The following is a 26,619-nucleotide window of genomic DNA, read 5'->3' as shown; positions in this document are numbered from 1 at the left end:
GAAAGGGACGGTGATGGCGGTGGTTGATTCCGTGTTCTGGCTGGGGCCGCTCGGCGCGCTACGGGCGCTGCCGTCACCGTCGCTGGGTGGTGCCCCGGAAATGGTGCCTGTCCGCACCGGCGGGCTGCATCGGTCGATCACGGGGCGCCCGACAGTCGACCGGCTCGGGATCCGCCGCACCTGGGTCCTCACCTGGCCCTACCTTGACGAGGACACCCACCGGTGGCTGTCGCTGCTGTACGCGGGCCTGCTCGGCGGACCGGTGTGGTTGCTGGACCCGACCGCTGGAAACCGGCTACCTGTCCAGGTGGCCACCGCCGGGAGCGTCGAGCATGGCCCGGAAGGGTTCGCCACTGCCGGAACCCTCACCTGGCAGGCCGCCCCGGTCACCCCACCCGATCACCCCGCACCTGCGGGGTCCGGGGCTCTGACCTGGACCACGGCCGACCCTGGCGGCGGTCTGCTGCTGACCCGGTCCGCCGTCCCGATCCTGCCGGGCGAGCCGGTGACGTTCGCCGCCAGCGTCGCCTCCACGGTCCCGGTGGCGCTGACCGCGTTCGTGCTCAACGCGGCCGACGTCGTGATCACCACCATGTCGACGACACCGGCCACACCCACCAGCGGCGGCGCCCGGATGAGGTTGACCGTGCCCGCGACGGACGGTGCCGCGTCGGTACGCCCGGGTCTGCTGCTCGGGCAGGCCGCAACGGTGACCACCTCGGCGTGGTCGCTCACCAGCGGACCGGAGCCGGTGGTGTGGTCGGCCGGGGGCGGCGCCGCGATGGTGCTGATCGAGTCGATGCCGTGGAAGTACCCCGTTCCCGGGTCGTTCGCGACCACGCTCACCCTGCTGGAGGTATAGGTGACCCAACTCGACGAGCTGGCGGCGGCGGTCGACGCCGCGCAACGCCAGCCCCGCGCCAAGGTTCGCGTGGACTGGGGCCGCAGCGGCGGGTTCGACCATCCGCTCTCGGATCTGTCCACTGTGGCCGAAGACCTGGTCATCGAACGGCAGATCTCCGGGGATCTCCCGGACGAGTGCACCCTGATCGAGGGCTACACGACCGCGACCCTGGCCGCCACCCTCGCCGGCCAGCGCGCCGACGATTCCCGCGACATTGCCCGGATGCTCACGCCGTACAGGCCGGATTCCCTGCTGCGCGACACCGACCTCGTTGACGCCCCGTTGACGTGTGACCTGGGGTTGCTCACCGCGTCGGGGCGGGAACTCGTCCGCCAGTTCACCGGCTCCACCCGCACGCTGACGTTGTCGGCGACCGGCCGGTCGGTGACGCTGGCCGCGCTGGATCCAGCCGAAACGCTCCGGGCATCGGTGACGCTGCCGCCGGTCGCGCAAGAGGAGGAGCAGCACTACAACACCACCGAGTGGCCGTTCCAATGGCGCATCAACACCCAGTGGGTCATCGACTATGTGTTGCGGCGCAACGGCATTTTCGCCTCCCCACCACCCCGGCCCGACTGCATGTTCGCGATGACCTGTCACGGCGGCCTGATCGCCGACGTCGGGTTCAACTCCGACTTCGGCTACGGCGAAAGGCTCGACGCGAGCGTGCCCGCGTTCATCCCTGGCCCCTACGGGATGCTCGCGGCAAACGGGACGGCGAAACTGTCCGCGAACATGAACGCCAACGCGGCGCTGGAGTTCTATCCCAGCTGGCCAAACCGGGGGCACCTGTTCGAATTCCACTGCAAAGCCGGTGCCAGCAACACCTTCGCACCGAACATGAACGGCGACATCCTCAGCATGAGCACCGGCGTCCGGGGCATTTCCGGTGGGACGTTCGCCGTCGGCGTGACCACCGGCGGGCGAGTCGTGCTGAAGGTCCACTCGAACCGGTCCCTGGTCACCACGATCAACGGCCCCGCCTTCACGGGTGAGGCCGCGTGGCATCGGGTCGGCCTCTGGTTCCGCTACACCTCGTACCCCACGTACACGATCGAGACCTGCTGGATGGTCGACGGCATGATCACGCCCATCGCGACCGAGACCGTGCCCCTGATCTCCGAGGAAAGCAGCAGCCTCGGAACCCGGGTCTTCGCCTGCACGCCGGTCCCGGTGAGCTGCCTGCACATCAGCATCGCGGCCGCGCCACCTGCGGACTGGGGCGCCCCGCACACGCCACAAGCGGAAGTCGACACCGGCCTGAACTGGATGACCGGCCTGCCCGACATCGTCAACGCCGACTCCTTCGACGTCCTCAAACAAGCAGCGGCAGCGGAGTTCGGGGTGATCACCTACACCGAGAACGGGCGGTTCCGGTTCCTTAACCGCGACACCGTCCACGCACTGGCCGCGCAGCCCGCAACCGCGACACTCTCCGCTGCCGGGGCGCTCACTGAACTGTCGCTCTCGACCTCGCTGGACTCGATCCGCAACGAGATCAGCCTCACCGCCACACCCCGGCTGAAATCCATGAAAGACGTCAACGTCTACGAACCCGCGACCGCCGACGAACTCGAAGCGCCCATGGGCACCAGTCGACCGATCGTCACCTTCCACACCAGATCCACGTTCAACGGCAACCTTCTGTCGGTGTACCCCCTCAGCACCTACACCAACGAAGGCTACAAACATTTCTCCGCGTGCCGCCCGATACGCCGGGACACCGGAGCCGAGGTCACGACCGGCATCAAGGTACGAGCGATGCCCGTCAGCCAGGACCGCGTCAAGCTGGAAATCCAGAACACCAACACCTTCGCCCTGCGGTTCGCCCTCGACGACCGCCGCACGCCAGCCTTGCGGCTGGTCGGTAATCCCGTGATCAATGGCCGCCCCATAGCCCACGTCGCCACCCATGACGCCTCCATCGCCCGCTATGGCCGACGTGTTCTCGCCCTGCCGGACAACCCGTTCCGGCAAACCCTCGACTCCATGCAGGCCATCACGACGTCCCTGCTGGCCGACCTCGCCCAGCCCACCACCGTCCTCAGAGACATCGCCGTCGTCGGTGACCCCCGCCGACGGCTCCTCGACACACTCCACATCCACGACCCCGACGGGCTCGGCGGCCCTATCGCCGCTGTCGTCATCGGCAGCCGCCGGACCCTCAGCACCACCGACGGTCTCGCCGACACCCTCACCCTCCGGGTCCGCCGCTGAGCCCTTGGAGCCGCCCGTGACGCCTGACTGGCTCACCGCGCTGGCCGCGTTCCTCGGCCCCGCCACCGGTGCCCTCACCGGACTTCTCGCGGCCCGCCGCGCGATCCGCACCGCCCGTACCTCGGCCGATCACCAGGCGCTGGCCGAGCTGCACGCCGGATATCAGGCGCTGCTGAAAGACCGCGCCACCCACACCCGCGACGTCCTGGCCGAACTCACGGCCGTGAAAACCGAACTGTCCGCCGTGCGCCAGGAGAACGCGCGGCTGCTGCTCGAAGTCGGCGCCCTGCGCGCCCAGATGAACAAACCGATCACGGAATCCCCAACACGCCAAGGAGAACTCGAACCCTGACCGACTACGGCATCGACGTTTCGCACTGGAACCCGGTTAAGGACTGGAAAGCCGTGCGAGGCAACGGAATCAGCTATTGCTCGTTCAAGCTCACCGAGAGCACCGGCTACGTCGACCCGACCAGCGGCCCGCGCATCGCGGCGGCTCGATCCGCCGGCATTGCGCCCGGCGGTTACCACTTCGCCCGCCCCGGTGACCCCGTCGCCCAGGCCAACCATTTCGCAACCCAGCTTCGGCTCAACGGCCTGCATAGCGCCGGGTCGCTCGCGCCGATGCTCGACATGGAAGCCGCGGAGCTGCGCGGCACCGCCAACAGCTTCGTCCCGGCGTTCATCGCTCGGCTGCGCGCCGTGATCGGCGTGCACCGGGTCCTCGTCTACGCGAACCTGGACTGGTTCACCCGCGTCCTCGACCCCGCCCGGTGGGCCGACGACGGCGTCCTCCTCTGGATCGCCCGCTACAACGGTAACCCCGGCAACCCCGGCTGGACCCACCCGAAGCTGGCGCTGCACCAGCACACCCAAACAGGGACTGTCCCCGGCATCGGCGGCAACGTCGACCGCAACGCCACTATCGGGAACTACGCCCTCGCTGACCTCACCATCAACGGCAGTGGTCCGGCTCCACAGCCGGTTCCTCCGGCACCGACGCCTCCGGCCGACACCGAGGTCTACACCGTTCGATCCGGGGACACCCTCTCCGGCATCGCCGCCCGATTCGGCACCACCGTGGCCAGTCTCGTGGCACTCAACGGGATCACGACCCCGGACCGGATCTACACCGGGCAGCAGGTCCGAATTCGTGGCGGCACAGCCGCCGGGCGTCGATATCAGGTTCGGTCCGGCGACACCCTTTCCGCGATCGCCGCACGGTTCGGTACGACGGTCGCCGCAGTGGCCTCGCGTAACGGCATCGCGAATCCGAACCGCATCTACGCGGGCCAATGGCTCACGATCCCGTGACCGAAGGCGGCGGGGGCTGGCTGGTCCTATTCGTCCTGCTGACCTGGCTGACCTGGAAGACCGCCCGAGCGCTCGTGCGCTCCTACGACTACCTCGACTCCCTTCCTCCCCGAAACCACAAGGAGAAACGCACCATGTCCCGTTACCCCCTGCGCGTCGCCGGATCGATCGTCGGCGCGCTCACCGCGATCGTGTCCGGTCTCGTCGGCTCCGGCCTGTTCACCGCCGACCAGGGAAGCGCCGCCACCGGTCTCATCACCGCAGTGATCACCCTGCTCACCGCCTTCGGTGTGGTCGTCTCGACGGAAAAGAAGGTCACTCCGCTCGTGGACCCCCGCAACACGGACGGCGAGCGGCTGACGGCTTCCCAGGACGGAGACACCTTCGATGCCTGACACCACGTCCGCCCCGTCCGCGCTCGACCCGCAGTCGGTCCTGACCCCCGCCGAGGTAGCCGCCGCGCACGCGGCCGCCGTCGACGCACCCCCGTTCACCGACGATCAGCGCGACCAGTTGCGCAGCATCTTCGGCCCAGCCGTGCACCGCCTGCACACCACGAACACATAGCCCCACGCCAAAGAGCCCCGGCCCTCCCTCACGGGAGCGCCGGGGCTCTTTCTTGCGTCGAGCGCTACGCCGCGACCGCTTCCTCGACCTCATCGACACCCGGAATGGGCGCCGGACGCCCGAGCCACGACAGCGTGATCGCCCTCGGGTCGAACGGCGCGCGGCCGCCCTTGGTTCGCTGCAATCTCGGCCGGACCAGCGCGCGCACCACGTTCCGCTTCTGCGCCACCGGCAGCGATGCCCACACCTCCGGAGCTTGCGGGCCCATGAGCCCGGACACCACCGGGGACACACCGACCTCCTTCGCGCGCTGTTCGGCCGCCGCGATCTTCGGCAGCAGGCTCGCCTCGATCCGCGCCAGCCGTTCCGGCGTCAGTTCTCCCTTGATTGCCGTATCGGTGAACGCATCGAGCCGCGCACGGAAGTCCTGGGCCTCCTTGACCCACCGGCTCAGATCGTGAGCCTGACCCGCGACCTGGAACAGTTCGCGAACCTCATCGGACGCAAGCCGGTGCAGGATCGCCTCGACCACGAGCGAGTCAGCCTTCGCCATGTTCCGGGTGAGATGCCCATCCGGGCACTTATAGATCTTGTGCTGGCGATCCTTACCAGTCGAAACCGGCTTCTCACAGACGCCGCAGAGCATGATCCCTGACAGTAGGTACTTGACCCGCGTGCCGTCCTTCACCCATCGCCGTGAGGGGTCACTGAGCTTTGCGACGACCGCGTAGTGGTCCTCCGGCTCAATGATCTTCGGCCACGTGCCCTCTCGGATGATCGTTCCCCGCCAGACCCGCAAGGCCGCCAGCGCGGGATTGAGTCCAATATTGCGAACCTTCGCCGAATCCCACTTACCTGGCATCGGGTGCGCCGAATGCGCGCGGTTCATGTCCTTCGCCACCTGCGCCGGAGAATCCGACCGCAGTCGGACAAGCGCGTCATAGGCCGACTCCTGCTGCTCAACGGACAAGCCGTCCAGGAATTTCGCCCAGCCCTCGGCATCCTGCGAAAGGGCGTGAAGCTTCCGGACCTGATCGGCCCGCCACACCGTCGCGCGGGCACACGAGATCCCCCGCTCGTTGAAGTCCCTCGCGATCTCCGACTCGTTGCCGGTCTCGATCAACCGTTTGACCAGTTCCACCGCCGCCGGTTGCGCGTCGGGATCGATCAGCCGGTCGGCCTCACCGGTCTGCGGGTCGTATTCCACCTTGAACCCGAACGACACGGGTCCCGCCCACAGGCCCGCCCTCGCACGAGACTCGACACCGCGAAGAACCCGCTTGCGCAGCTTCTCCGACTCCCGCTCGGCGTCCATCGCATCTTCGGCGGTATCAATGCGGTCGTCCGGGTCGTTCATGTCATAGACGCGGTCCTCATAAGCCCAATAGCCGCCCGTCTTCGACAAGAGCTTCCGCATCCGCACGAACGTGTCCAGTTCACGCTGCGCCCGGCTGTTTTCCCAGGTCCACAGCGTGTTCGCCTCACCGGTCGCGATCAGACGCAGGGCTTCCTCGTAATCGCCGCGTACCTCGGTCCCGTACCTCGATGCCGACAGGTCGTTGTCGACCAGAACCGCAACCACCACGGCCCCCGCCCGCTCACACCACGCCTTGCCCGCCTCGATCTGCGAACCGACCGAGACCTTCCGGCCCTTCGTATCGCTCGATGCCCGCGCGTAGATCACCACCTGCAACTGCGGCAGATCTCCCGAAGCGGCCCGAAACACTCGATTTCTCGATGCCCTACCCATGAATGAACCCCCATGCACACCGGGGGTGGAGGTCGCCATTGGACCCTGTACCTGGCTGATCAAGCTTAGCCGACGAGCCGCAGGTCAAGGCCCCTTCCTGTCCGCTCAGCGCGTCCAGGACGTTCCCAGCGGGCACCTCGGTACTCTCGACGTGCCCCGACGGGGGCTGGACCCGCGACCCCGCAGGTCCAGCCCCCTTTTCAAGCTTCGTTCCGTTCATGGTTTAGCAACGTAAGTAGGAACGCAGCTAAAGTGGCTTTCGCAACGCTGCACCTGCGGGGAAAGCGCCCTTCGGCTCCCTCAGTACAGCGTGCGCGGGTTCGCGTCGATGCGGACGTGCACCAGATGCGGCCGCTCGTCCGGCAGCGCGGCCTCCAGCACCGGCTTGAGGTCCTCCGCCTTCTCGACGACCGACGTGTTCAGCCCCAGACTCTTCGCCAGCGCGGGGAAATCGATGCCGCCGAGGTCGACGCCCGGCACCTTCTCCCCGCCCGCGGCCTCGCCGAGGATGCGCACGGCGGCGTACTGCGAGTTGTCGAAGATCACGAACGTCACCGGCAGGTTGTGCTGCGCCGCCGTCCACAGTGCCTGGACGCAGTACATGCTCGATCCGTCGCCGAGGATCGCGACGACCTTGCGGTCCGGGCGGGCCAGCGCGGCACCGACGGCGGCCGGGAGGCCGTAGCCGAGGGTGCCGCTGGCGACGGTGAGGAAACCGGTGTCGGTGGCCTTGATCGGCAGGTGGTCGTGCAGTTCGTTGCGGTGGCTCGGAGTCTCCTCGACGACGATCGCGTCGTCCGGCAGGACCTCCGAGATCACCGAGTAGGCGAAGGCCGGGGTGATCGGCGTGACCGCGGCGGGCTTTTCCAGCCTGGCGCGGGGTTTCGGCGCTTCCCGCGGCGCGGCGCGGTCCAGCAGCGCGCGGATCGCGAGCATCGGCGTCGCGCGGATGCCGGTGCCTTCCGCGGCCCTGGCGAGGATCTGGTCGTCGTCGCTGACCAGGAACAGCGGCGGCAGCGCGGTTTCCGACTCGCCCCGGTACACGTGGTAGGTGAACGCCGGGGCGCCGATGACGACCACGAGATCGTGCTCGGTCAGCGCGTTCGCGAGCGTTTTCCGTTCCGGCTGCAGGAATCCGAAGAACTGCGGGTGGTCCTCGGGGAAGGAGCAGCGCGCCCCCATCGGCGGCGCCCAGACTCCGGCGCCCACCTTCTCGGCCAGCTCGACGACGTCCGGCACGGCGCCTTCCCCGTCGATACCGGGGCCGACGACGATCGCCGGACGTTCGGCGGCGTCCAAGGCGGACACCAGTTCGTCCAAAGCGGACGGATCGGGCGCGAAACCGGGGATCCGCGGCCGGGAGACGACCGGCTTCGAGGTCTCGACGTCCCAGTCGTCGACCGGCACCGAGACGAACACCGGACCCATGGGCGCCTGCGTCGCGATGTGGTACGCCCGCGCCAGCGCCGCCGGGACGTCCTCGGCCCTGGCGGGCTCGCAGCTCCACTTCACGTACGGCTTGGGGAAGTTCGCCGCCTCGACGGCGCCGAGGAAGGGGTCGTCCGGCAGCAGCGACCTGGTCTGCTGGCCCGCCAGGATGATCAGGGGGGCGTTGTTGCGGTACGCGGTGAAGACATGCCCGAGCGCGTGGCCGACCCCGCCGGCGGAGTGCAGGTTCACCAGTGCCGCCTGCCTGCTCGCGCGGGCGTACCCGTCGGCCATCGCGACGACGGACGCCTCGTGGAGCGCGAGCACGTAGGTGAAGTCGTCGGGCCATTCCGTCAGGAAGGCGATCTCGGTCGTGCCGGGATTGCCGAAAACGGTGGTCAGGCCCAGATCGCGCAGCAGTTCCCTGGTCGCGTCACGTACGGTGCGGGTAGCCATGGCCACACGCTATCTCGTCCACACCGGATAGTTGAAGATGCAACCTCGTATCACCGTATGTGGTCTGGACCTGACCCCCCGCGTACGGCACCGCCCGCATTTCGTCCTCTGAATGCGGTAGTCGCATACGCGGCCTACTCCTTGACCAGCGCCGCCCACTCGCGAACGGCGGCGACGTCCACAGTGTCCATGCCGGACTCCCAGCCGCCAGGGCGGACCGCGCCGCCGACGTGGAACGCGTCGACCCCGCCCGCTCGCAGCAGATGCACCTGCTGTGCCCGCAGGCCGCCGCCGACCAGCAGCCGAGGCCCGTCCTCACGGCGGGCGAGCCGCTGCAACACCGAAAGCCCGTGCGCGACGCCGTGCGGATGCCCGGCCGCGAGCACCGTGTCGCAGCCGAGGGAGGCCAGCTGGTCGTAGGCGCGCAACGGGTCCCGCGCGCGGTCGATGGCGCGGTGGAAGGTCCACGGCAGCCCGTCGAGCTCCTTGACCAGGGTCTCGCAGGCTTCGACGTCGATTTCGCTTTCCAGGTCCAGGAAGCCGAAGACGAACTCCCGCGCACCCGCGTCGATCAGGCGCGCGGCGTCCGCACGCAGCCCGTCGAGGTCACCGGCGGCGAAGGACATGTTGTCGCGCAGCATGACCCGCACCGGGAGATCGGTGGCACCGAGTACTTCGCGCAGCGTCCCGACCGACGGCGTGAGCCCGTCGCTGGCCATGTCGCTGACCAGTTCGAGGCGATCGGCCCCGCCCTCCTGCGCGCGCTCCGCGTCCACCGCGGTCAGCGCGATCACTTCCAGCAGGCCGGTTTTCGGGGTCATGAACCTTCCAATTCGCTCAATGTCCGTCGGTGAACCCGCGGCCGCGACAGCGGAGCCTTCGGCGGAGGCGGGTTCAAGCTCAGGGTCGCCTTCCGGGTACATCGCAGCTCCGCACGTTCGCTCAATCCGAGGGGTTGTCTTCACCCCTGGCGTGGCGACCGCGCCGGAATCCGCCTTGCAGGCTGGTCATCCGTTCGCGGACCGCTTCGGGGGAAAGTGAGAGTATCGGCCTCTCCCCTCGCGGCTTCTCCGGCCTGTCGTCCTGCGACCGGGCCTCGGGAACGACGGCGGGCAGCACCGGCCAGGTCTCCTCCGCGCCGTCCTCCTGTTCCAGTTCGGCGGGCGTCGGCCAAGCGGGTTCCGGCTCCTCTTCCTTCGGCGCCACCGGCTTCAGTGTCGGTTCGGTCGGCTCGTCGGGATCCTCGGGTACGGCGTGCTTCACCGGCTCGAACGATGGCAAGGAAGGCGGGCCGGGTTCCGCGGGCGAAGGTCCTTCGCGCGGGCCTCCGTGGTCGAACCACTGCGAAAGCACGCTCTGGTACTTCGGCATCCGCTCGGTCGGCGCGTCCAGCTCGAGATGGTCGACGGCGTCGTCGTCCGAAGACGGCCATTCCGGCGGGTTCTCTCGCTCGACGACGGGAGCGCGCCGCAGCGGCCCGGGGTCCAGCACGGGCGCGAACCGCGACTCCTCGGCGCTCTCCTGTGGTTCCGGCAGCGGCGGGACTTCCAGTGGCGGCTCGGGTTCCGGCTCCGGGACGACGACGGTCACGGGCACGGGTTCCGGCATCGGGGCCCGCCGGGGCGCCTCGACGATGAGCTCGGCGGGCACGACGACCACCGCGGTGATCCCGCCGCCGTCGGCGGACCGGAGGCGGACGTCGATCTGGTGCCGGATCGCCAGCGTCGCGACCACGAACAGGCCCATCCGCCGGGAGACCTCGACGTCCACGTCGGGCGGGTTCGCCAGCCGCGCGTTGGTCCGGTCGATCTCCGCCTGCGGCATCCCGGCGCCGTGGTCGGAGATCTCGATCTGCCATTCCCCGCGATCGGTCTCGTGCCCCTCGACCTGCACCATCGTGCTCTGATCCGAATAGCGGGTCGCGTTCTCCAGCAGCTCGGAGACCACGTGCACGAGGTCGTTGACGGCCTCGCCGCGTACCGCGATCCGCGGCGCCGGGCCGAGTTCGATCCGCTGGTAGTGCTCGACCTCCGAGAGCGCGGCGCCGATGATCTCGTCGGCGACCACGGCGCCACCGTCCTCACGGACGACGTCGGTTCCGGACAACACCAGCAGGTTCTCGCTGTTGCGGCGCATCCGGGTCGCGAGGTGGTCGAGTTCGAAGAGCCCGGCTAGCGTGTCGGGGTCCTGTTCGTCGGCCTCCATGCGGTCCAGCACGGACAACTGCCGCTCGACGAGATCCTGGCTCCGCTGCGACAGGTTCACGAACATCGCGTTGATGTTCTCCCGCAGCATCGCCTGTTCCCCGGCGAGCCGGACGGCCTCGCCGTGCACCGCGTCGAACGCGCGCGCCACCTGGCCGAGTTCCTCGCGGCTGAACACCGGGACCGGGGCGACGGCCAAACGCCGCCGCAGGTTCTCCGGCTGCGGTTCGGGGTCGCTCAGCAGACCTTCGACGGCAGCCGGCAGCTGGTGCTCCGCGACGTGGAGCGCGCTGCGGCGCAGGATCCGCAGCGGCCGTAACAGCGAACGCGCGATGATCACCGAGAGCACCCCGGCGACGACCAGCACGGCGAGCACGATGCCGCCGTCCCAGATCGCGGACGTCCTCGCCCGTGCCGCGAGGGCGTCGGTGCGTTCCTGAAGCTGGACGAGCAGCGCCTGCTGCACCTGGTGGGCCAGATTGACCGTGTAGGTGGCCGAGGTGTCCCACTGATTCGGGTCCAGCCCGCCGAGCCCCTGATCGTTCTCCGCGCGGATGAGCGCCGATTCGACCATGTCGTTGCCGATGTCGACGATCAGACCGATGACCGTGTCGTCGTACATCCGCTGCTGCTCGGGGGTCGCGAAAGTGCGGTAGTCGTTGCGGGCGGCGGCGAGTTCGGCCTCCGCGCCGAGCAGCGCGCGGGTCCGGTCCCGGTTGAGGCCGCCCTCCGCGAGCGCGGCCGCCATGATCGCGCGTTTGACCGACATCTGGTCCTTGACCCGCGCGAGCGCGTTGCCCGCGAGGCGGAGTTTCCCCAGATCCGGGTCGGAGACGTCGGCGGCGGTGGAATCGCTGATGTCGAGCAGACCGGAGATCAGGTCGCTGTAGGAGCGCAGCACCGCGTCGGCGGGGAAGGCGGAGTGTTCCGCGGAAAAGCGGAGGCCGGTCAGCACGCGCAGCCGGTCGCTGGTCTGCTGCAGGCTGGTCGCGGTCTTGCCGCCGAGCCTGCTCTTGCTTTCGCCGAGCGTGCGGTCGAAGGTGCCGATGGCCTCGTCGACGCGCTTGCGCTGTTCGGTCAGTTCGGAAAGGTCGCCCTTGCGCTCGCCGGCGACGAAGCGGACGGTGAGATCTCGTTCGCGCTGGAGCTGGTGCACGGCTTCGGCGACGGTGCTGTCGACGCGGCCGCGGGTGGCGAACTCGGCCAGCTGCCTGGCGTCCCGCAGATCGGAGTTGACCCGGAGACCGACGAGGGCGACCACCGCGAGGGCGGGAATCAGGAGTACCACGAAGAGTTTGGTACGCAGGTGCCAGTTCCGCAGCCGCCAGCGCCCGCCGACACGAGGATGCCGTTCCGCCGCGTCGCCCCCACGGGGACGCTTGTCGCGACGGGCCACCTGGTTTCCTTTTCCCACCACGGGACCCTTTCCCATGGCTGACATCGGGGACGAGAGCCCGAACCTACTGTAGAGTAACAAGGTTCGAGAACGATCGAAAGCCGCGCCATCCGGCGCCTCCCGCAGGCGATCGTATGGGGCCTGGACCATACGATCCAGAAGGAGGAGCACATTCTCTCGGTAGGTGAGCGGTGACGAAGATGCGCGTCTTGGCGATTCCGCTGGTAGCGGCGCTGCTGGCGGCCGCCGGTTGCGGAGTGTTTTCCGGCGGTGACGCAAGCACCGACGCGCCACTCGAACGGACGGAACTGCGCATCGGCGTCGGCAGCCCCATCGACACGGCACCCTTGCGGGTCGCCGTCGCCGACGGGAAGTTCACCGCGGCCGGGCTTTCCGTGACCCTCGTCGAAGTTCCCGCCGACCAGGCGATCGGCAAACTCTCCGCGGGCGAGATCGATCTGGCGTTCGCGAGCGACGTGTCGATCTTCCGCGCCGCCGCGGCCGGGACGGCGCTCCGGTTGCAGGGCGAGGCGTACACCGCCGGCCGCAACACCATGGCGCTCGTCACACTCCCCGGCTCCGACTACACCGAGCCGACGCTGAAGAAGTCACCGAAGATCGCGGTGAACATGCTCGACGACGTCGGCGTGCTGGCGGCCCGCTCGGTATTGGGGACCGCGGGCGTCGACGTGAACCGGATCCAGTTCAAACAGCATCCGTTCGACCGGATGCCCCAGGCGTTGCAGGCGGGCGAAGTCGATGCCGCGTGGATGGTCGAGCCGTACATCACCAGGGCCGAGAAGGAGCTCGGGGCGAGCATCCTCGCCGACGGCGCCCGCGGCGCGACACTGGACTTCCCGATGTCGTCCTACGTTTCGACGGGAGCCTTCGGACAGGGCAACGCCCGCACGCTCGCCGTCTTCCGCAAGGTGCTCGGCGAAGCGCAGGTGCGGGCGGCCGACCCGGCCGTCGTCCGCGACGCGCTGCCGTCGTTCTCCGACATCGACCGGACCACGGCGTCGCTGATCTCGCTCGGGACGTACCCGGTGTCCCTCAACGGCATCCGGCTGCAACGCGTCGCCGACCTGATGCACAACTCGGGGATGCTCGGTGCGCGGCTCGACGTGCAGTCGATGGTGGCGCGCCCCTAAATGTTCTCTCCGGTCGGCCTGAGGCACACGGTGCGCACGGGCGGTCCGGTGTAGCGCAGTTCGGTGTCCTCCGGCATGCAGACGGCCTCCGATCCCCGCATCACCGTCGCGCGCGCCTCCGCGCTGATGTCGGTGCAGCGGACCTTCGCGATCCGCGTCTCGTGCACGACGTCGCGCAGGCAGTCCCCGCTCTCGACGTTCAGCGCGAGGCAGAGCGTCTTTTCCGCCCTCTTGCTCGACGAACCCCCGTACAGCTCGAACTGGATGTAGTCGGCGGTACGGCAGTCCGAGGAGCCCGTCCGCACCTCGTCGACGCGGAAGGTCGCGCGAGTCGACGAGCAGCCGGCCGTCGTGTAGCTCTGTTTGCCGCTCGCTTCGTCGGTCAGGTACAGGCATTTGCCCGCCTCGACCTTGCCGAACCGGCTCGACTGCGAGAGCCCGAAGGCGGCCAGGCTCCCCAGGCCCAGCGCGGCGACGACGCCCAGCACGATCGAGGCCTTGGCCAGCACGCTCAGCGGCGGCGGCTTGGGGAACGGCGTCGGCGGTACCGCCTCCGGCATCGGAGGCAGCGGCGCGGGCGCGTTGAACGGGTCGTACTCGGGTGTCCCGCCGGTCGGTGTTGTCGTCAAGGTCCCCTCCTGCTCACCTGCCGCATATCCTTCCACCAGCGGTGCCGCGGCGGGGGCAAGTGTGGCCGGAACGTATAAAGGACGTTGTGACCGATGGCCCGCTGATCGTCCAATCCGACAAGACCGTGCTCCTCGAGGTCGACAACAGCCAGGCCGACGACGCGCGGATCGCCATCGCGCCGTTCGCCGAACTGGAACGCGCGCCCGAGCACGTCCACACCTACCGGATCACGCCATTGGCGTTGTGGAACGCCCGCGCGGCGGGCCACGACGCCGAACAGGTCGTCGACGCGCTGACGACGTACTCGCGCTTCCCCGTCCCCCAGCCGCTGCTCATCGACATCGTGGACACGATGGGCCGGTTCGGGCGGCTGCAGATCGCCAACCACCCGGCGCACGGCCTGGTGATGTCGACCATCGACCGCGCGGTGCTGGAGGAGATCCTCCGGCACAAGAAGATCAGCCCGATGCTGGGCGCCCGCATCGACGAGGACACCGTCATCGTGCACCCGTCCGAACGCGGACGGCTCAAGCAGGCGCTGCTGAAGGTCGGCTGGCCCGCGGAAGACCTCGCCGGCTACGTCGACGGCGAGGCGCATCCGATCGACCTCGCCGAGGTCGACTGGGAGCTGCGCGACTACCAGCGCAAGGCCGCCGAGGCGTTCTGGGCGGGCGGGTCCGGCGTCGTCGTGCTGCCGTGCGGCGCGGGCAAGACGCTGGTCGGCGCCGCGGCCATGGCGCACGCGAAGGCGACCACGCTGATCCTGGTGACGAACACCGTCGCCGGACGGCAGTGGAAACGGGAGCTGGTCGCGCGGACCTCGCTCACCGAGGAGGAGATCGGCGAATACTCCGGGGAGAAGAAGGAGATCCGGCCGGTCACCATCGCGACGTACCAGGTGGTCACGCGCAAGACCAAGGGCGAGTACAGGCATCTGGACCTGTTCGATTCGCGCGACTGGGGCCTGGTCGTCTACGACGAGGTCCACCTGCTGCCCGCGCCGGTGTTCCGGATGACCGCGGACCTGCAGTCGCGGCGGCGGCTCGGCCTGACCGCGACCCTGGTGCGCGAGGACGGACGCGAGGGCGACGTGTTCTCCCTGATCGGACCGAAGCGGTACGACGTCCCGTGGCGTGACATCGAGGCGCAGGGCTGGATCGCGCCGGCGGAATGCACCGAGGTCCGGGTGACGCTGACCGACGCCGAGAGGCTCGCGTACGCGACGGCCGAGGCCGAGGAACGGTACAAACTGGCGGCGACCGCGGACACCAAGACCAAGGTGATCAAATCGCTGGTCGACCGGCATCCCGGCGAGCCGACCCTGGTCATCGGGGCCTATCTCGACCAGCTGGAGATGATCGGTGACGAACTCGACGCGCCGGTGATCCAGGGCGCGACGCGGAACAAGGAACGCGAGGAACTGTTCGACGCGTTCCGGCGCGGCGAGATCAGGACGCTGGTCGTTTCGAAGGTCGCGAACTTCTCGATCGACCTGCCGGAGGCGTCGGTCGCCATCCAGATCTCCGGGACCTTCGGTTCGCGGCAGGAAGAAGCGCAGCGGCTCGGACGGCTGCTGCGGCCCAAGGGCGACGGACGGCAGGCGCATTTCTACTCGGTCGTCTCGCGGGACACCGTCGACACGGAGTACGCGGCGCATCGGCAGCGATTCCTGGCGGAACAGGGGTACGCGTACCGGATCGTGGACGCGGACGACCTGCTGCGGCCCATGTAGCCGCCCGCTTCGGTCCTGCCAAGTACGTGAAGGCCCCCTTCATTGCGTTTAGCGCAGTGAAGGGGGCCTTCATGTACTTGGCAAGGCGTGAAGGTCGAGTTTGCTCGGCTGAGCCGAGGGAAGGGGGCCTTCACGCGCGGCCGCTGTGCCTGCTGGTGTACCTGGGACGAGAGCGGCGGCGGCCCGGAAGGACGCGTTGCGAAAGCCACTTTCGCAACCTTCAACGTTGTGAAAGTGGCTTTCGCAACAGCACCTTCGCCCGTGGCGAGCGTCCACTGTGGACAACCATGGTGCCCATGTGACTCCAGGGACACCTGAGGCACCCGCCGTGAGATCCCGCAAACGGGGTATCGAAAACTGTCGGTGCTTCGAACTAGTGTTCGGGTAGAGTTGACCGAACACCAGTTCGAGGGGAAGCCGATGACGATCGCACCGTTCCGTCCGGGTACGCCGCCCGTCCAGACCCTGCCGCCCGGCCGGTGGCACGGCCGGATCTGGGTTTCGGACCTGCCGTTGGCCAGGCCGGAGCGCTACACCGGCTGCGTCGCCGAGTTCGACCGCTCCGGTCTGTGGCCGGTGCTGATCCCGCACGACCGGCGCTTCGCCGCCAACGGCGAGGACTGGATCGACGACCGCGGCAGGCTCGCCCCCGCCGATCACCGGATCTCCTCGGTGGATCCGGCCGAGGTGCTGGCCCGCTGGTGGGACACGTCGTGCTGCGACGGCGCCTGCCTGCGCCCGTTCGGCGCGAAGTTCCCCGGGCTCGCCCGTCGCCCGGCTCGCCGGGCGGATCCGCTGGCCGAGGCGGGTAACACCGGGTCGATTCTGGCCGCGCGCGGGCAGCATCGGCTGGCTCTGGTGCAGACGGAGCGGCCCGCCGACATCCCGGCGATCCTCGGCTGGACGGGCATGATCAAGGCGACCGACCAGGTCCACGAGCTGTCCGCGGTCCTGCGCAGCTGGGAAGACCGTTTCGGCGCGACGCTCACGGTGCTGGGCTTCGACTCGATGGAGCTGTCGGTGGCCGCGCCGCCGCGCACCCAGGGCCGAGCGCTCACCGTCGCCGCCGAGCACCGGGCGTTCTGCCTGCCCTCGTTCGCCGGGCAGCCGGGCAATCTGCGCGAGTTCGCCTCCAGCCTCGTCCAGACCCGCCGCTGGCGGTTCTCGTGGGCGTGAGCGGGCGTTTGCGCCGGCCGGAGAGGGGGAATCTGGGCGACACGGAAAGGCGGTGATCGACGTCGCGGAGCTGAGGATCGGCACTTCGGGCTGGCGCTACCCACCGTGGCGCGGGGACTTCTACCCCCGCGGCCTGGTGCAGCGGCGCGAGCTGGAATACCTGTCGTCCCGGATGAACTCGGCCGAGATCAACGGTTCGTTCTACTCGCTGCAGCGCCCCGAGCGGTACCGGACGTGGGCAGAGGAGACACCGGACGACTTCGTCTTCGCCGTCAAGGGCGGCCGCTTCATCACGCATATGAAGCAACTGCGGGACGTCGAGACGCCGTTGGCGAACTTCTTCGCGTCCGGCGTGCTGGCGCTCGGCCGGAAATTGGGGCCGCTCCTCTGGCAGCTGCCGCCGCGGCTGGCGTTCGACGCCGAGCGCGTCGAGGCGTTCTTCAAGCTCTTGCCCCGCACCAGTGACGCCGCCGCCAAGCTCGCGAGTAAGCACGACGACAAGCTGAAGACCGAGCCGCACACCGATCCGAAGCCTCGCCGGCAGCTCCGGCACGCCGTCGAAGTACGGCATCCGAGCTTCGCCGAGCCCGAAAGCCTCGAACTGTTCCGGAAGCACGGCATCGCGCTCGTGGTCGCCGACACCGCGGGCAAGTTCCCGTTCGTCGACGAGATGACGAGCGACGAGTTCGCGTACGTCCGCCTGCACGGCGACGAGGAACTGTACGTCAGCGGGTACAGCGACAAGGCCTTGAAGAAATGGGCCAGGAAGATCAAGGGCTGGGGTCGAGACACGTACGTCTACTTCGACAACGACGTCAAGGTCGAGGCGCCGAAGAACGCGATCGCCCTCGCGAAACTGCTGGCCTGAGCAGCGCACGCTGCACAGTCAGCGCGCAGTGAGCGGTGTCCTGTTAGGTGACGTGTGCGGGCACGGGCGTACTCGCGTGCTGCGACTGGGGGTCGGCACGCCGGGCGCCCGTGCCTCACTCCGCCTTGGCGGTTTCGCCCACGAGCGAGGCCAGCTTCGTCCGGACGTCCTCGGCGTCGGGATGCGCGAGCTCGGTCAGCACCCGGACCGAACGCAGCCAGCATTCCCGTGCCGAGGAGGGGTCACCGAGCCGCAGCTGGATCCCGCCGAGCTGGGCCAGCACGTCGGCCGCCTCGTAGAGCTCGCCGTGGGCGAAGAACATCTCGACGGCGCGCCGCATGCAGGCGATGCCCTCGTCGCCCCGGCCGAGCCCGACCAGGGCGGTCCCCTTGGTGTGCAGAGTGAAGCGGGCTTCGTCCGGGAGCGCGTGCGCCTCCAGCGCCAAGGCCTGATCGGCGAAGTCGAGCGCCTGCTCGAAACGGCCCGCCTGGGTGCAGATGTCGCCGAGAGCCTGCAGCGCGCTGGCCTCCATGCCGGCGCCGACGTTGCTCTCCCGGATGAGCCGCAACGCCCGCGTCCCGTATTCCCAACCGGTTTCGGGGTCCTGGCTCGCCAGCGTGAGGTTGTAGAGGGCCCGCGCCTCACCTTGCCGGTCCCCGACCTGCCGCTGCAGTTCGACGACCTGCTTCAGGTAGGCGATGCTGTCGTCGTACTGGCGGGCGACCCCGCAGGCCACGCCGAGCCCGCTGAGGATGGCGGCCTCGCCGGGGCGGTCCCCCAGGTCGCGGGCGGCGCGGAGCGCCACGCCGAACACCGAACGCCAGTCCTCCAGCCGGGCCCGCACGATGAAGTACGACTGCAGCAGCCACGCCAGCTGCCAGCACTCCCGGTACCGCCGCTCCCGGTACGCGACGTTCACCGCGGCGATGAGGTTCCCCGCCTCCTCGTCGAACCAGTCGAGCGCCTGCTCGTAGTGCCCGAACCGCAGCCCGGCGCCGTCGAAGCGCTCCGGATCGACGAGCCGGTAGTGCCGTTCCGGACGCAGGAGCCGGGACGCGTTCAACGCCGAAGCCAGGGACGCGTGGAGCAGCCTGTCCAGCACGGCCGTCCGCGCTTCGGGCCCGTCGATCTTCGCCGAAAGCTCGGCCGCGTACGCCCGGATCAGATCGTGGAACTGGTGCCGGCCTGGCCTGGAGCGCGCGATCAGGTGCGCGGACGCGAGTTTCGTCAGATCCTCGTGCGCTTCGGCGATGTCGACCCCGGCCACCGCCGCGGCCACGGGCACGCTGAAGTCGCCGCCGGTGGGCAGGCCGAGCAGCCGCAGCAGCCGGGCGGCCCGTTCGTCGAGCGCCCGGTACGAGTACGAGAAGACGGCGCGGATGTTCGTCTCATCGCCGTCGGCGAGGTCGAACGAACCCAGCCGGTCCTGTTCGGCTTCCAGCAGCCGGACGAACTCCCGCAACCCGAGATCCGGGAACTGCGCGGCCCGCACCGCGAGGATCCGGATGGCCAGCGGCAGCCCGCCGCAGTACCGGACGAAGCGTTCGGTGGCCTCGGGGTCTTCGGCGATCCGGTCCAGCCCGATCGTCGACGCGAGGAGGGCGATCGCGTCCTCGTCCGGCAGTTCCTCCAGCGCGACGCGGCGCGCGCCGTGGGTCGCCACGAGCGCCTGCAACTGCCAGCGGCTGGTCACCAGCACCAGGCAACCGGGGCCAGGCAGCAACGGCCTGATCTGCTCGGTGCTCCCCGCGTTGTCGAGCAGGATCAGCATCCGGCGGCCGGCGCTGTGGGTGCGCCAGGTGGCCGCGCGTCCGTCGACGTCGGCGGGGATCCGGTCGGCGGGGACACCGACGGAGACGAGCATGGTTTCGAGCGCGGCGGCGGCTTCGACCGGCTCACCGGGGCCGTAGCCGCGCAGATTGAGGTACACCTGCCCGCCGGGGAAACGGTCCCCGACCTCGTGCGCGAAGTGGACGGCGAGCGTCGTCTTTCCGATCCCGCCCATCCCTTCGATCGACGCGATCGAAGTCGAGCGCTCGGTGTCCAGCGCCTCCGGGACGAGGCCGTGCAGCGCCTTGAGGTCGCGTTGGCGGCCGGAGAAAGCCCGCAGATCGGCGGGAAGCTGCCGCGGGATCAACGGTTCGGCGCCGAGCCGGTACCGCGTCAGTCCGGAGTCCAATGTGGTCTCGACGGACTCTTCACCGGTCAGGATGGCCTGGTGCGCCCGCTGCAGTGACGCGCCGGGGTCGAGGCCGAGTTCTTCGGCCAGCACCGCGCCGATCCGGCGATAGACGTTCAGCGCCTCGGCCTGTCTGCCGGAGCGGTAGAGCGCGATCATCAACTGCTCGTGCAGCCGCTCCCGCAGCGGGTGCTCGCGGCACAACCTGGTCAGCTCGGGAACGACGGTGGCGTGCTCGCCGAGCGCGATGAGCGCGTCGGCCCACTGCTCGCGCACACGCAACCGCTCTTCGCCCAGCTGGTCGGCTTCGTCCCGAAGCAGCGCTTCGGAGTGGACGTTCTGCAACGCCGGGCCACGCCACTCGGCCAGCGCGGCGGCGAACCGGTCCGCGGCCCCGCGCAGGTCGCCGTCCCGCGCGGCCTCCGTCCCGGCCGCGGCGAGAGAACGGAAACGGGTGAGGTCGAGCAGCTTCTCGTCGAGTTCGAGCAGGTAGCCGCCGCGTTCCGTGCGAATGGTGACGTCGTCGCCGAGCGCGCGGCGGACCCGCAGGATGTAGGTCTGCAGGGCGCCCTTGGACCGCCGCCGGTCGTCCGGCCACAGCCAGCGGCCCAGTTCTTCGACCGGCACCACGGTGTTCGCGCGCAGCAACAGGCCCGCCAGCACGATGAGCGGCCTGCTGCCGCCCAAGGGCACCGGCAGCCCGTCCGCCGTGACCTCCGTGGGCCCCAGCACGCGAAAGTCGAGTGCCACGTCGCTCATTCTGTCCGGAACAGGAGAAAACGGCACGCGATTCCCGCGGTGGCATGATCGGTGCCGATGGACGTCTACGCGATCCCCCTGCGCACGCGATTCCGCGGCATCACCGTCCGTGAAGGACTGCTGATCCGCGGTGAAGCGGGCTGGGGCGAATTCTGCCCGTTCTCCGACTACTCCGACGCCGAGAGCGCGCCGTGGCTGGCGTCCGCGCTGGAGGCGAGCGAACGCGGCTGGCCGTCGCCGGTGCGGGAGAGCGTCGAGGTGAACGCGACCGTCCCGGTGGTGTCCCCGGACAAGGCGTACGAACTCGTGTCCGCGTCGGGTTGCCGCACGGCGAAGGTGAAGGTCGCCGACCCGCGAGTGAGCCTCGCCGAGGACTGCGCCCGGGTGGAGGCGGTGCGGTCCGCGCTGGGCCCGCGGGGAGCGGTCCGCGTCGACGCGAACATGGCCTGGGACGTGGACACCGCGGTCAAGGCCATCGGTGAACTGGACCGTGCGGCGGGTGGGCTCGAGTACGTCGAGCAGCCGTGCCCGTCGATCGAGGAGCTCGCCGACGTCCGGCGCCGGGTCGGCGTCCGGATCGCCGCGGACGAATCGATCCGGCGGGCCGAGGATCCGCTCAAGGTGGCCGTGGCGGGAGCGGCCGACGTCGCCGTGCTGAAGGTCGCGCCGCTGGGCGGGGTCCGGCGGGCGCTGGAGGTCGCCGAAGCGTGCGGGCTGCCGTGCGTGGTGTCGTCCGCCGTCGAGACGAGCGTCGGTCTCGCCGCCGGGCTGGCGCTCGCGGGCGCACTGCCCACTTTGGACTTCGCCTGCGGACTGGGCACGATGTCCTTGCTGACGGGGGACGTCTGCGGCGACTCACTGTCCCCTGTGGACGGACGCCTGCCGGTTCCGCGGCAGGCTCCCGCCCCCGACCTTTTCACCGCCCACGCCGCCGGCCCGGACGTCCGGGCAGTCTGGGAAGCCCGCCTCACCCGCGTCCGCACCCACCTCCCGACGCCATGAAAGGTCCTTTCCTTGCGAAATTTGCAAGGAAAGGACCTTTCATGGCGTTCGGGAGACGATCAGGTGCAGTGCTCGAAAGGCGATTCGTAGCTGGTGGAACCCGCCGAGCCGCCCCACCGGACGCACTTCGCGCCGGCGGCCGCGCTCACCGGGCCCGCGTAGTACTCGAAGCTGCCGGTGTCGGTCTTCCTCGCCGAACCTTGGACTTCGAGGAAGGCCGAAACCGCGCTGCCCGTGCCGACCGAGGTGGACTTGATGGTGGTGACGCAGTTGTTCTTGGTCGTGCCGTTGTACAGCAGGTACGCGGTCGCGGCGCTGCCGAGCGCCTGCGAGTCGATCACCTTGTAGCCGTCGCCGCACACCTCGACGGCGTCGTACGGGTTGGGATTCCCGTTGCCGCTGCAGGTGTTCTTCGAGGTCACGTTGGCGTTGGGGTAGCCGAACTTCACGCCGTTGAAGTACGCGGGCTTGATGTTGCTCGGCCACGACGAGTCGTTGGTGCGGACCTCGTAGTGCAGATGCGGGCTGATGTTGTTGCCCGGCTTGGAGGTGTTGCCGACCTCGCCGATCTTCTGCCCCTGCGCGACCTGCGCGTTGAGCGCGACCGAGCGGACCTTCAGGTGCGCGTAGTAGGTCGACCACCCCCCACCGTGGTCGATCTTCACCAGGTTGCCGAACCCGTTGTCCGAGCCCTGGTGCGCCGAGATGACGACCTTGCCCGCCGCCGCCGCGACCACGGTGTCGCCGAGGTCCGCCCCCGCGGAGCTGCCGCGGTTGAAGTCGATCTCGTAGGCCCGGTGCGCGCTGCTGTTGTCGTTGTCGCCGTTCCACACCTGGTTGCAGGGGAACGGGAGCTGGAAGTTGGGCCGCGGCCCGACTGCGGCCTCGGCCGACGTCGCGGTGATCGCCAGCCCGGCCATGCCCAGCAAGGCGGTGGCGGCCGCCGTGACCACTCGTCTGAATCTCATCGGATGTCCTTTCTCGGCGTTTCGTGAGAAGCGTCCCGAAAGGGCGTACAAGCGAGATACAAACGAGCACGGGCCCTCCTGGCCGAGGGGTCCGGGAGGGCCCGTGGCTCAGCCGACCCGCTCGATGGCGGCCCGGCGGATCAGGAACTTCCCGGGTTCGCGGACCTGCTCGAAGGCCGCGTTGTTCAGCAGCGCGCAACTGCCGGAAACGCCGGTGACCTCGACGGTCGTGGACTTGTCGTTGTCCAGGTTCGTCACCTTCAGCTTGGTGCCCGCCGGGAACTCGCCACTGGACGCGGCGGGCGCGCCGCCCTCGCCGGACAGCGTCACCGTGGAGCCCTCGCAGACGACTTCTCCTTCCCCGGCGGCCGCCGCTCCTTGATCGACGGCCTCTCCGGCCATGGCATCGGCCTGGACGTCCTCGGTGCATCCCGCGGCTTCGCGGCGCTGCTGGATGAGGTCGACGACGGCCTGCCGGTTCGCGATCCGCGCCGCGGACTGCGCGTCCGGATCCGCCTGCTGGCCGTCGATGAAGTTCAGGTTGTTCCGAAGGGCGGTGTCCAGTCCCTGACAGCTTTCCGCGGCCTGCCCGTCCGGAGTGCTGATCGCGAACATCGCCGCGGCGATGGCGGCCACCCCGAGAACGGACGCGATGCCGATCGTCGCACGCTTGCGGTGTTTCCCGGCACTGTTCATCATCGGTGCTTCCTCCGGTCTGGTTCCTCCTCACCCACATCCAGGGATACGGCCGGATAACGGAAGTGGTTCAAACCGATTTCAGCCGAGCCAGGGTTTCGCGATCCGCGCGTAGGTGCCGTCGTTCAGCGCGAGATGCAACCACTGGTCGGTCCACTCCTTGAACACGACGTCGCGCGGTACCAGGTACGCCTTCTCCGAGAAGGTGAACGGCTCGTCGGGACGCACCGCGCACAGGCGCGGATTCTGCTTTGCCTGCCAACGGGTTTCGGTCGCGTCGGTGATCATCAGATCGGCCCGCCCCGCCAGGATCTCGGCGAAGATCGTGTTGTTGTCGGGATGCCGCACGATGGTCGCGCGCTTGAGATTGGCGTCGGCGAACTGTTCGTTGGTACCGCCGGGATTCACGATCGCCCGGACACCCGGCTGGTCGATCTGCTCCAGGGTCTGGAACCGCTTTTCGTTCTCGCACAAGGTGATCGGCGTCTTGCCGTCACGAAGATAGGGAGCGGTGTAGAACCCCTTCTTCGCGCGGTCCAAGGTCACCGACACACCACCCATCGCCAGATCGCATTCACGCCCGACGTCGTCGGCGATCTTCTTCCATGTGGTCTGAACCAGTCGGAGCCGGACGCCGAGCCGCTTCGCGAGGTCGCCCGCGAGGTCGATGTCGATCCCGCTCCACGCGCCCGCCGTGTCCCGATGGGTGAACGGGCGATAGTCGCCCGTCGAACATACGCGGATTTCGCCGCGAGCCTGAACGACGTCGAGCCTGCTCCGCGCGTCATGACCTTCGGGCGCGGCGCCGGCCGTGCCGATTCCCAGCACGGTCAGCACCGCGACCCCGAACGTAAGTACCTTCGCCTTGATCGTCATCCAGGCATTTTCCACGCCCTGGACGCCGAGACGCATCACTTGCGTGGAGCATCTGGTTTTCCGGCCCCTCAGGGTCGGATTCCAGGGTCGGGTCGGGGCCGTTCCCCGATGTGCCGAGGGTCGTTCCGGAGCGAATATTGAGCCATGACGAACAGCGTGTACACCCCCCAGGCCACCAAGAAGCTCTACCGCAGCCGCACCGACAAGATGGTCGCGGGCGTCGCCGGCGGCTGGGCCGCCTACCTCGGCGTCGACGCCGCGATCCTGCGCATCGCCCTCGTGGCGGGTGTCTTCTTCACCGCCGGATTCGCGATCCCGCTCTACGCCGCCGCGTGGCTTCTGACTCCGGAACAGCCTGGCGAATCCTGATCGGGGCGGGCGTCGCGCGCAGGGGGCACGACGCCCGTCAGGGGCAGGGGGACAGAAGAAAGGCCCGGGCATGGGGATGCCCGGGGCTTTCCTTTCGCCGGATCACACGTGATCGGAGCCGTTACTCGCGTGATTGAAGCCGTAACACGCGTGTCTCGGGGCGTATGACCCACGGTTCACGCGAGTTCCGCGAACGGGACGAAGAAAAGCCCGGACGCGCGAGGCGCGTCCGGGCTTTCCGGTGGTGCTACCGGCTCGAACTCAGAAGTCCATGCCGCCCATGCCACCGGACGGGTCGGCGGGAGCGGCCGAGGCCTTCTCCGGCTTGTCCGCCACGACGGCTTCGGTGGTCAGGAACAGCGCCGCGATGGAAGCGGCGTTCTGCAGCGCGGAGCGGGTGACCTTCGTGGGGTCCGGCACGCCGGCGGCGAGCAGGTCCTCGTAGACACCGGTGGCGGCGTTGAGGCCGTGACCCTGCGGGAGGGACTTGACCTTCTCCGCCACGACGCCGCCTTCGAGGCCGGCGTTGATCGCGATCTGCTTGAGCGGCGCCTCGACGGCGACCTTGACGATGTTGGCACCAGTGGCCTCGTCGCCCTCGAGCTTCAGACCGGCGAAGGCTGCCTCGGCGGCCTGGATGAGAGCGACGCCACCACCGGCGACGATGCCCTCTTCGACGGCGGCCTTGGCGTTGCGCACCGCGTCCTCGATGCGGTGCTTGCGCTCCTTCAGCTCGACCTCGGTGGCGGCACCGGCCTTGATGACGGCCACGCCGCCGGCCAGCTTCGCCAGACGCTCCTGGAGCTTCTCGCGGTCGTAGTCCGAGTCCGAGTTGTCGATCTCGGCACGGATCTGGTTGACGCGACCCTGGATCTGGTCGGCGTCGCCCGCACCCTCGACGATAGTGGTCTCGTCCTTGGTGATGACGGCCTTGCGCGCCTTGCCCAGCAGGGAAAGGTCCGCGTTCTCCAGCTTGAGGCCGACGTCCTCGGAGATGACCTGGCCACCGGTCAGGATCGCGATGTCCTGCAGGATCGCCTTGCGGCGGTCACCGAAGCCCGGGGCCTTGACGGCGACGGACTTGAAGGTGCCGCGCATCTTGTTGACGATGAGGGTGGCCAGGGCCTCGCCCTCGACGTCCTCGGCGATGATCAGCAGCGGCTTGCCGGACTGGATGACCTTCTCCAGCAGCGGCAGGACGTCCTTGACGGTGGAGATCTTGGAACCGAAGAGGAGGACGTACGGGTCCTCGAGCTCGGCTTCCTGACGCTCCGGGTCGGTCACGAAGTAACCGGAGATGTAGCCCTTGTCGAAGCGCATACCCTCGGTGAGCTCGAGCTCGAGCCCGAAGGTGTTGCTCTCCTCGACGGTGACGACGCCTTCCTTGCCGACCTTGTCCAGCGCCTCGGCGATGAGCTCGCCGATGGTGCGGTCCGCGGCGGAGATCGACGCGGTGGCGGCGATCTGCTCCTTGGTCTCGATCTGGACGGCCATCTTGTGCAGCTGCTCGGTGATGGCCTCGACGGCCGCCTCGATGCCGCGCTTCAGGCTGATCGGGTCGGCCCCGGCGGCGACGTTGCGCAGACCCTCGCGGACGAGAGCCTGGGCGAGCACGGTGGCGGTGGTGGTGCCGTCACCCGCGACGTCGTCGGTCTTCTTGGCAACTTCCTTGACGAGCTCGGCCCCGATCTTCTCCCACGGGTCCTCGAGCTCGATCTCCTTGGCGATGGAGACACCGTCGTTGGTGATCGTCGGCGCGCCCCACTTCTTTTCGAGCACGACGTTCCGGCCCCGCGGGCCGAGGGTCACCTTGACGGCTTCGGCGAGGGTGTTCAAGCCGCGCTCAAGACCGCGGCGGGCGTCCTCGTCGAACGCGATCAGTTTGGCCATTGCGGTGTGGTCCTCCGGTATTGGGCGCCGCCGCACGCCTACTACAGCGCGGCGGCAGGACTCTTCCTCGGCCAGGCTCGGTGCCCG

General features: G+C 68.9%; 22 protein-coding genes. 12 read left to right on the top strand and 10 right to left on the bottom strand.

Annotation, left to right across the window (positions count from 1 at the left end):
* Positions 1–13 precede the first annotated feature (13 nt).
* The 6 genes from ACLJQ7_RS11430 to ACLJQ7_RS11405 are packed head-to-tail and all read left to right on the top strand — an operon-like array spanning position 14 to position 5,002.
* Positions 14–862, top strand: a complete 849-nt coding sequence (locus ACLJQ7_RS11430; protein ID WP_410648153.1) for a hypothetical protein — start codon at positions 14–16, stop codon at positions 860–862.
* Positions 863–3,121, top strand: coding sequence for a hypothetical protein (locus ACLJQ7_RS11425; RefSeq protein ID WP_410648152.1), 2,259 nt, complete (start codon positions 863–865; stop codon positions 3,119–3,121). It begins immediately after the preceding gene.
* Between the two features lie 16 nt (positions 3,122–3,137).
* Positions 3,138–3,473, top strand: a complete 336-nt coding sequence (locus ACLJQ7_RS11420) for a hypothetical protein (RefSeq protein WP_410648151.1) — start codon at positions 3,138–3,140, stop codon at positions 3,471–3,473.
* Positions 3,440–4,435 (top strand): LysM peptidoglycan-binding domain-containing protein, encoded by a 996-nt coding sequence (locus tag ACLJQ7_RS11415; RefSeq protein WP_410648567.1) that lies wholly within the window; start codon positions 3,440–3,442, stop codon positions 4,433–4,435. The genes ACLJQ7_RS11420 and ACLJQ7_RS11415 overlap by 34 nt, the downstream gene beginning before the upstream one ends.
* On the top strand, positions 4,417–4,830 hold the full coding sequence (locus tag ACLJQ7_RS11410) for a hypothetical protein (protein WP_410648150.1): 414 nt from the start codon (positions 4,417–4,419) through the stop codon (positions 4,828–4,830). Before ACLJQ7_RS11415 ends, ACLJQ7_RS11410 begins: the two co-directional genes overlap by 19 nt.
* Positions 4,823–5,002: a hypothetical protein gene (locus ACLJQ7_RS11405; protein ID WP_410648149.1), complete on the top strand. Its 180-nt coding sequence runs from the start codon at positions 4,823–4,825 to the stop codon at positions 5,000–5,002. The genes ACLJQ7_RS11410 and ACLJQ7_RS11405 overlap by 8 nt, the downstream gene beginning before the upstream one ends.
* Positions 5,003–5,066: 64 nt before the next feature.
* On the opposite strand, the gene ACLJQ7_RS11400 is transcribed toward ACLJQ7_RS11405, so the two are convergent.
* The 4 genes from ACLJQ7_RS11400 to ACLJQ7_RS11385 all read right to left on the bottom strand — a co-directional run bounded on the left by ACLJQ7_RS11400 (position 5,067) and on the right by ACLJQ7_RS11385 (position 12,236).
* Positions 5,067–6,689 carry a recombinase family protein gene (locus ACLJQ7_RS11400; RefSeq protein WP_410648566.1) on the bottom strand — a complete coding sequence of 541 codons (1,623 nt, stop codon included), beginning with the start codon at positions 6,687–6,689 and terminating at the stop codon, positions 5,067–5,069.
* A gap of 363 nt (positions 6,690–7,052) precedes the next feature.
* On the bottom strand, positions 7,053–8,636 hold the full coding sequence (gene mdlC, locus ACLJQ7_RS11395; protein WP_410648148.1) for a benzoylformate decarboxylase: 1,584 nt from the start codon (positions 8,634–8,636) through the stop codon (positions 7,053–7,055).
* 134 nt (positions 8,637–8,770) lie between these two features.
* A complete protein-coding gene (locus tag ACLJQ7_RS11390; protein WP_410648147.1) occupies positions 8,771–9,457 on the bottom strand; it encodes a copper homeostasis protein CutC in 687 nt (228 codons plus the stop codon).
* Positions 9,458–9,578: 121 nt separating this feature from the next.
* Complete coding sequence (locus tag ACLJQ7_RS11385) at positions 9,579–12,236, bottom strand: nitrate- and nitrite sensing domain-containing protein (RefSeq protein ID WP_410648146.1); 2,658 nt, start codon at positions 12,234–12,236, stop codon at positions 9,579–9,581.
* A 191-nt stretch (positions 12,237–12,427) separates the two neighbouring features.
* On the opposite strand from ACLJQ7_RS11385, the gene ACLJQ7_RS11380 reads away from it, so the two are divergent.
* Positions 12,428–13,387, top strand: coding sequence for an ABC transporter substrate-binding protein (locus ACLJQ7_RS11380; protein WP_410648145.1), 960 nt, complete (start codon positions 12,428–12,430; stop codon positions 13,385–13,387).
* Here ACLJQ7_RS11380 and ACLJQ7_RS11375 read toward each other — a convergent pair.
* Positions 13,384–14,016, bottom strand: coding sequence for a hypothetical protein (locus tag ACLJQ7_RS11375; protein ID WP_410648144.1), 633 nt, complete (start codon positions 14,014–14,016; stop codon positions 13,384–13,386). The genes ACLJQ7_RS11380 and ACLJQ7_RS11375 overlap by 4 nt on opposite strands.
* 86 nt (positions 14,017–14,102) lie before the next feature.
* On the opposite strand from ACLJQ7_RS11375, the gene ACLJQ7_RS11370 reads away from it, so the two are divergent.
* From ACLJQ7_RS11370 to ACLJQ7_RS11360, 3 genes are all read left to right on the top strand, one after another.
* Positions 14,103–15,749, top strand: a complete 1,647-nt coding sequence (locus tag ACLJQ7_RS11370) for a DNA repair helicase XPB (RefSeq protein ID WP_378445243.1) — start codon at positions 14,103–14,105, stop codon at positions 15,747–15,749.
* Positions 15,750–16,169: 420 nt separating this feature from the next.
* Positions 16,170–16,925, top strand: coding sequence for a DUF4253 domain-containing protein (locus ACLJQ7_RS11365; RefSeq protein ID WP_410648142.1), 756 nt, complete (start codon positions 16,170–16,172; stop codon positions 16,923–16,925).
* A gap of 52 nt (positions 16,926–16,977) precedes the next feature.
* The gene (locus ACLJQ7_RS11360; RefSeq protein WP_410648140.1) at positions 16,978–17,793 is read left to right on the top strand and encodes a DUF72 domain-containing protein; all 816 of its coding nucleotides are present in this window, start codon (positions 16,978–16,980) and stop codon (positions 17,791–17,793) included.
* A 115-nt stretch (positions 17,794–17,908) separates the two neighbouring features.
* On the opposite strand, the gene ACLJQ7_RS11355 is transcribed toward ACLJQ7_RS11360, so the two are convergent.
* Positions 17,909–20,731 (bottom strand): BTAD domain-containing putative transcriptional regulator, encoded by a 2,823-nt coding sequence (locus tag ACLJQ7_RS11355; RefSeq protein ID WP_410648139.1) that lies wholly within the window; start codon positions 20,729–20,731, stop codon positions 17,909–17,911.
* Between the two features lie 57 nt (positions 20,732–20,788).
* Between ACLJQ7_RS11355 and ACLJQ7_RS11350 the strand changes: the two genes are divergently transcribed.
* Positions 20,789–21,733, top strand: coding sequence for an o-succinylbenzoate synthase (locus ACLJQ7_RS11350; RefSeq protein ID WP_410648138.1), 945 nt, complete (start codon positions 20,789–20,791; stop codon positions 21,731–21,733).
* A gap of 59 nt (positions 21,734–21,792) precedes the next feature.
* Here the strand turns inward: ACLJQ7_RS11350 and ACLJQ7_RS11345 are convergent, their stop codons facing one another.
* From ACLJQ7_RS11345 to ACLJQ7_RS11335, 3 genes are all read right to left on the bottom strand, one after another.
* Positions 21,793–22,701: a M23 family metallopeptidase gene (locus ACLJQ7_RS11345; RefSeq protein WP_410648137.1), complete on the bottom strand. Its 909-nt coding sequence runs from the start codon at positions 22,699–22,701 to the stop codon at positions 21,793–21,795.
* A gap of 108 nt (positions 22,702–22,809) precedes the next feature.
* Entirely contained in the window at positions 22,810–23,400 is a 591-nt protein-coding gene (locus ACLJQ7_RS11340; protein ID WP_410648136.1) for a hypothetical protein, read from the bottom strand.
* Positions 23,401–23,478: 78 nt separating this feature from the next.
* Positions 23,479–24,273, bottom strand: a complete 795-nt coding sequence (locus tag ACLJQ7_RS11335) for a transporter substrate-binding domain-containing protein (RefSeq protein WP_410648135.1) — start codon at positions 24,271–24,273, stop codon at positions 23,479–23,481.
* Between the two features lie 144 nt (positions 24,274–24,417).
* Between ACLJQ7_RS11335 and ACLJQ7_RS11330 the strand changes: the two genes are divergently transcribed.
* Entirely contained in the window at positions 24,418–24,642 is a 225-nt protein-coding gene (locus tag ACLJQ7_RS11330) for a PspC domain-containing protein (protein ID WP_126730366.1), read from the top strand.
* 261 nt (positions 24,643–24,903) lie between these two features.
* Here ACLJQ7_RS11330 and groL read toward each other — a convergent pair whose 3' ends face one another.
* A complete protein-coding gene (groL, locus tag ACLJQ7_RS11325) occupies positions 24,904–26,532 on the bottom strand; it encodes a chaperonin GroEL (protein WP_034308290.1) in 1,629 nt (542 codons plus the stop codon).
* Between the last annotated feature and the right edge of the window lie 87 nt (positions 26,533–26,619).

The organism is Amycolatopsis sp. cmx-4-54, from assembly GCF_046548895.1.
Taxonomy (GTDB): domain Bacteria; phylum Actinomycetota; class Actinomycetes; order Mycobacteriales; family Pseudonocardiaceae; genus Amycolatopsis.
This window is presented reverse-complemented; position numbering and strand designations above follow the sequence as displayed.

Bases quoted from the DNA above. Each gene is read 5' to 3' on its own strand.
- ACLJQ7_RS11340 (WP_410648136.1), bottom strand. From the start codon at position 23,400: ATGATGAACAGTGCCGGGAAACACCGCAAGCGTGCGACGATCGGCATC.
- ACLJQ7_RS11350 (WP_410648138.1), top strand. From the start codon at position 20,789: ATGGACGTCTACGCGATCCCCCTGCGCACGCGATTCCGCGGCATCACC.
- ACLJQ7_RS11345 (WP_410648137.1), bottom strand. From the start codon at position 22,701: ATGAGATTCAGACGAGTGGTCACGGCGGCCGCCACCGCCTTGCTGGGC.
- ACLJQ7_RS11330 (WP_126730366.1), top strand. From the start codon at position 24,418: ATGACGAACAGCGTGTACACCCCCCAGGCCACCAAGAAGCTCTACCGC.
- ACLJQ7_RS11390 (WP_410648147.1), bottom strand. From the start codon at position 9,457: ATGACCCCGAAAACCGGCCTGCTGGAAGTGATCGCGCTGACCGCGGTG.
- mdlC (WP_410648148.1), bottom strand. From the start codon at position 8,636: ATGGCTACCCGCACCGTACGTGACGCGACCAGGGAACTGCTGCGCGAT.
- ACLJQ7_RS11430 (WP_410648153.1), top strand. From the start codon at position 14: ATGGCGGTGGTTGATTCCGTGTTCTGGCTGGGGCCGCTCGGCGCGCTA.
- ACLJQ7_RS11335 (WP_410648135.1), bottom strand. From the start codon at position 24,273: ATGACGATCAAGGCGAAGGTACTTACGTTCGGGGTCGCGGTGCTGACC.
- ACLJQ7_RS11405 (WP_410648149.1), top strand. From the start codon at position 4,823: ATGCCTGACACCACGTCCGCCCCGTCCGCGCTCGACCCGCAGTCGGTC.
- groL (WP_034308290.1), bottom strand. From the start codon at position 26,532: ATGGCCAAACTGATCGCGTTCGACGAGGACGCCCGCCGCGGTCTTGAG.
- ACLJQ7_RS11355 (WP_410648139.1), bottom strand. From the start codon at position 20,731: ATGAGCGACGTGGCACTCGACTTTCGCGTGCTGGGGCCCACGGAGGTC.
- ACLJQ7_RS11410 (WP_410648150.1), top strand. From the start codon at position 4,417: ATGGCTCACGATCCCGTGACCGAAGGCGGCGGGGGCTGGCTGGTCCTA.
- ACLJQ7_RS11365 (WP_410648142.1), top strand. From the start codon at position 16,170: ATGACGATCGCACCGTTCCGTCCGGGTACGCCGCCCGTCCAGACCCTG.